This window comes from Palleronia sp. (genome assembly GCF_042089775.1).
GTDB lineage: Bacteria > Pseudomonadota > Alphaproteobacteria > Rhodobacterales > Rhodobacteraceae > Palleronia.
On the sequence record NZ_JBELKF010000155.1, the window covers coordinates 1 to 4,947 of the forward strand.

General features: G+C 63.8%; 6 protein-coding genes. All 6 read left to right on the forward strand.

Annotation, left to right across the window (positions count from 1 at the left end):
* On the forward strand, positions 1–794 hold a 794-nt coding region (locus ACFDS3_RS18980), incomplete at its 5' end, for an ABC transporter substrate-binding protein (protein ID WP_375263908.1).
* A 71-nt stretch (positions 795–865) separates the two neighbouring features.
* On the forward strand, positions 866–1,867 hold the full coding sequence (locus ACFDS3_RS18985) for an ABC transporter ATP-binding protein (RefSeq protein ID WP_375263909.1): 1,002 nt from the start codon (positions 866–868) through the stop codon (positions 1,865–1,867).
* On the forward strand, positions 1,864–2,847 hold the full coding sequence (locus ACFDS3_RS18990) for an ABC transporter ATP-binding protein (protein WP_375263910.1): 984 nt from the start codon (positions 1,864–1,866) through the stop codon (positions 2,845–2,847). The genes ACFDS3_RS18985 and ACFDS3_RS18990 overlap by 4 nt, the downstream gene beginning before the upstream one ends.
* Before the next feature lie 10 nt (positions 2,848–2,857).
* Positions 2,858–3,784, forward strand: a complete 927-nt coding sequence (locus tag ACFDS3_RS18995; RefSeq protein WP_375263911.1) for an ABC transporter permease — start codon at positions 2,858–2,860, stop codon at positions 3,782–3,784.
* Between the two features lie 13 nt (positions 3,785–3,797).
* A complete protein-coding gene (locus tag ACFDS3_RS19000; protein ID WP_375263912.1) occupies positions 3,798–4,667 on the forward strand; it encodes an ABC transporter permease in 870 nt (289 codons plus the stop codon).
* A gap of 22 nt (positions 4,668–4,689) precedes the next feature.
* Positions 4,690–4,935 carry a glycerophosphodiester phosphodiesterase family protein gene (locus ACFDS3_RS19005; RefSeq protein ID WP_375263913.1) on the forward strand — a complete coding sequence of 82 codons (246 nt, stop codon included), beginning with the start codon at positions 4,690–4,692 and terminating at the stop codon, positions 4,933–4,935.
* Positions 4,936–4,947 lie beyond the last annotated feature (12 nt).

The following is a 4,947-nucleotide window of genomic DNA, read 5'->3' on the forward strand; positions in this document are numbered from 1 at the left end:
ACCAGATCGGCAACGTGATGAACGCCGACGGCTTCGAGGTTCAGAACTCAACCATCTGGAACCACCGCATCTCGGGCTTCAACACGGAAAACGAGATCCTGGCCGACCCGCTGGTGCGTCGTGCGATGACCCACGCGATTGACCGCGACGCGATCGTGCAGGCCCTTTGGGGCGGCATGACGAATGTGCCCGCCGGTCTCCAGTTCGAGAGCTTCCGCAGCTCGGACATGTTCATCGAAGGGTGGCACGTCCCCGAGTACAACCCGACGCTGGCCAGGGATTTGCTAAAGCAGGCCGGCTACAAGGGCGACGCGATCCCCTACCGCCTGCTCAACAACTACTACACCAACCAGGTTTCGAACGGCCAGATCATGGTCGAAATGTGGAAGCAGGTCGGTCTCAACGTAGAGATCGAGATGAAGGAGAACTGGGGCCAGATCCACGACCCATCGGGCGTCAAGGGGGTGCGCGACTGGTCTGCTTCGAACACGATCAACGATCCGATCACCCCCATGGTGGTGCAGTTCGGGCCGAATGGCGAGGTCCAGCAGAAGAAGGACTGGACGAACGCCGAACTCAACGAATTGTCGCTCGTGATGGAGACCTCGACGGATCGTGGCACGCGCAAGAAGGCGATCGCCCGGATGCTGGAGATCGCCGAGCGCGAGGACCCAGCCTACCAGATGCTGCACCAGAACGCGGTTTTCACCGGCATGCGGTCAGACCTCGGCTGGAAAGCGGCTCCCGCCTTCGCGATGGACTTCCGTGCTGAGAACTGGCCGGCCAACGGCTGATCGCAATACGACCAGAACCCCGGCGAGCTACGCCCGCCGGGCGTTCGCTTTGTCGACGCGAAAGGAAACCCATGTCCAATCTGATCGAGATCCGCGACCTTCGTGTAGCGTTCGACGGCGTCCCGGTTCTGCATGGCGTCGACCTGGACGTTGCCCCCGGCGAGGCCTTGGGTCTTGTCGGTGAAAGTGGGTGCGGAAAGTCAGTGACATGGCTCGCCGCGCTCGGCCTTCTGCCGACCAAGGCGACGGTTTCCGGCTCTGTCCGACTGGGCGAAACCGACTTGTCCGGAGCCCCCCGTTCAAGGCTCGAGTCGGTGCGGGGAGGTCGCATCGCGATGATCTTCCAGGACCCCTCGAGCGCCCTGAATCCTGTCCTGAAAGTCGGAAGGCAGCTATGCGAGGCGCTGCGCCTTCACCGGGGAATGACCGGGAAAACCGCCAAGGTCGAGGCGCTGAGGCTAATGGATCTGGTCGGCATTCCTGATGCCAAAGGCCGCTTCACTCTGTATCCGCACGAATTCTCCGGCGGGCAGTGCCAACGACTCATGATCGCCATGGCGCTCGCAGGAGAGCCGGATCTTTTGATCGCCGATGAACCGACGACGGCACTGGACGCGACAATCCAGGCGCAGATCCTCGACCTGCTGACACGTCTCAGAGCCGAGATGAACATGGCGATGGTATTCATCAGCCACGACCTCGGGGCGGTGGCGCAAGTCTGCGAGCGGGTCTGCGTGATGTACGCTGGCCGGATCGTTGAACAGGGCCAAGTCGGCATGCTGTTCGATCGCCCGCAACACCCTTACACGCGCGGTTTGTTCGACGCGCTCCCGCGGCTCTTTGGTGCGCGTACGCCGTTAGTGCCGATCCCCGGCACTGTCCCGGATCCGAGCAATCTTCCCTCGGGATGTACCTTTGCGCCCCGCTGCTTCCACGCCCGGGCGTTCTGCAGTGAGGAGGTCCCCTCGCTCCTGCCGCAGCGCGATGGCCGCGCACTTGCCTGTGCCTACCCGCTCAAACCGCTAGCCGCAGAGCCGGACGTGCCTGCCCAGACAGAGGACGTGCTGCAATGACCCCGCTGCTCGAGGCGGACGAGCTTGTCCGCATCTACCACGGCCGCAAGGGCCTGTTCGCTACAGCTGCGCCGGTGCGCGCGGTTGACGGGGTGAGCTTACGGGTCATGCCGGGTGAAACCCTCGGGATCGTGGGTGAGAGTGGATCCGGCAAGTCGACGCTCGGCCGGATGCTGCTGGGTGTCGATCCGGCCCAGGGAGGTGAGGTCCGGTTTGGCGGCGTCCCGATGCCCGCGCCCGCGACGCCGAACTGGCGGAAGCTGCGAGCACGAATGCAGATGGTTTACCAGGACCCTCTGGCCGCACTGGACCGGCGGCTCACCATCGCCCAGCAGATCCGGGAACCTCTCGAGATTCATGATCTCGGCAATGAGAAAGAACGCGCTCGTCGGGTCCAGGACCTCATGCGGAACGTCGGTCTACGCCCCGATCAGGCCGGGCGCTACGCACACGAACTGTCGGGGGGCCAGCGACAGCGCGTGGTAATCGCGCGGGCTCTGGCCACATCACCCGACCTGCTTGTTTGCGACGAGCCTGTTTCGGCGCTCGATGTGTCGATCCAGGCGCAGGTGGTGAACCTGCTGCGCGATCTCCGCCAGGAGCGGCAGCTGAGCATGGTCTTCATCAGCCATGACCTGAAAGTCGTCCGCAACCTGTGTGACCGGGTTGCCGTGATGTACCTTGGCCGCATCGTCGAAGAGGGACCGGCCTTCGAGGTTTTCGACGCACCACGGCACCCCTACACCCGCGCGCTTATCTCGTCCGTTCCCGAGCCGGGCCGCAAGCTCGACAGCCGCGTGATCCTTCAGGGCGAACCGCCCGATCCGGCGAGACGGCCCAAGGGCTGCGCCTTTCATCCACGCTGTTCCTTCGCCACCGACATCTGCCGCGGCCAGCCGCCCGCGCTGAAGCGCGTTGCCTCCGATCAGGATGCCGCCTGCCACAATGTTCCCGGCGCCCAAGCGACGTGCGCTGCATGAGGAGCCTGCGATGATCCGCTTCGTTACCCTCCGTCTGCTGCGCGCGCTGGTCACGGTGCTGGCGGTGATGACATTCGCCTTCGTCGTGCTGCGCATGTCCGGCGATCCGGCCGAGGTGCTTTTGGGTCCCGACGTTCCGCAGGACGTGATCGACACCTTCCGCAAGCAATGGGGCCTCGATGCGCCGCTGTGGCAGCAATATACTTCGTATCTCGGCGCAATCTTCTCGGGCGATTTCGGCCTGTCGATGCGCGATCGCTCGTCCGCGATCGAACTGGTTCTCGAGCGCGTGCCCGCCACATTGCAACTGACCATTCCCGCGCTGCTCCTGAAGCTCGGGATCGGCATTCCTGCGGGGATCTATGCGGCATTGCACCGAAACAGCTCCATCGACCGCGGTGTGATCTTCCTTGCCATCCTTGGCTTCACCATCCCGTCCTTCGTCTTGGGCCTCGTCCTCGTGCTGATCTTCGCGGTTACTCTGGGGGTCTTGCCCTCGGGGGGGATCGGTACGTGGCAACATGCGATCCTGCCCGCGATAACCATATCGATCGGGGGCATTGGCATTCTTGCCCGGTTCTCGCGCTCGGCCATGATCGAGGTGCTGGGCCAGCCCTACATCCGGACGGCTTCAGCCAAGGGGGTGACATGGCGCGACGTGGTGCGGGGCCATGCCCTTCCCAATGCCGCGGTGCCGATCGTCACCATCGCGGGCTTCATGGTCGGATCCCTGATCGCCGGGGCGGTGGTCGTGGAGACTATCTTTTCCTGGCCTGGGATTGGACGGCTGCTGATCGTTTCGGTTTCCAACAGAGACCTGGCGGTGGTGCAGTGCATCCTTCTGTTGATCGCGGCCGTGATGGTGATTTCGAACCTCGTCGTGGACCTGCTTTACGGCTGGCTCGACCCGCGCCTGCGCGCGCAACCCGCGCATTGAGAGGAGAGGCCAGATGACTCTTGCCCCCCAACCCGGAACGGCCCCCAGTCCGGCCGTCCCTTTGCGCCCGAAGCTCCGGATTCCACACTCTGTCGCCTTCGGCCTCAGTTGGCTGGCGCTGATGGTGCTCTGCGCGGTCTTCGCGGACCTGATCCGGCCCTACGAGATCACCCAGATGGACCTCTCCGCGCGACTTTCGCCGCCAGGAACGCCGGGGCACTGGCTCGGCACGGACGAGTTGGGGCGTGACGTGCTGTCCCGCCTGATCCAGTCGATCCGCGTCTCGCTGGTCATCGCGTTCGGCGCCACGATCATTTCGGCCGTCTTCGGCACCACGCTCGGATTTCTCGCGGCGCAGTTCCGGGGTGCCGTCGAGCATTTCGTAGTCATGCTGGCGGATTTCCAGGCTGCGCTGCCTTTCCTGATCATGTCGCTGGCCGTGCTCGCCTTCTTCGGATCGTCCATGATCCTGCTTGTCGCCCTGATGGGGTTTTACGGGTGGGAGCGCTATGCGCGGATCGCCCGCGGGCTCGCCATCTCGGCAGGGGCGCAGGGCTATGCGGCGGCGGTGGTGCAACTGGGGGCGACGCCGCGGCGGGTGTACCTTCACCACATCCTTCCCAACGTCGCCTCAACCTTGATCGTGTCTATGACGCTGACTTTCCCCGAGATCATCCTGATGGAATCCGGCCTGTCGTTCCTCGGGCTGGGTGTGCAACCACCGGATACGAGCCTCGGCAACATGGTAGGCTTCGGACGCGAATATCTGACCACTGCGCCATGGATCATGCTGGGGCCGGCCGTGGTGATCATGCTGACGACGCTGTCGATCTCGCTCGTAGGCGACTGGCTGCGCGACAAGCTCGACCCCACGATCCGCTGATTGCTTTGAGAAGGAGAGATACATGACGGCGATCACGGGACATCGCGGCGCACGCAATCTGTGGCCCGAGAACTCGCTGATGGGATTCCGCAAAGCGGCAGAATTGGGGTGTGATGCCATCGAATTCGACGTTCACCTGACAGTCGCGGGCGAGCTGGTCGTGATCCACGACCCGACGCTGGAGCGAACCACCGAAGGTGCGGGCGAAGTCGCGAACCTGCTAGGCTCAGGACCCATTAATCAGGTTGAGGCTTTGCGGCCCGCATGATTCACGGCCCTC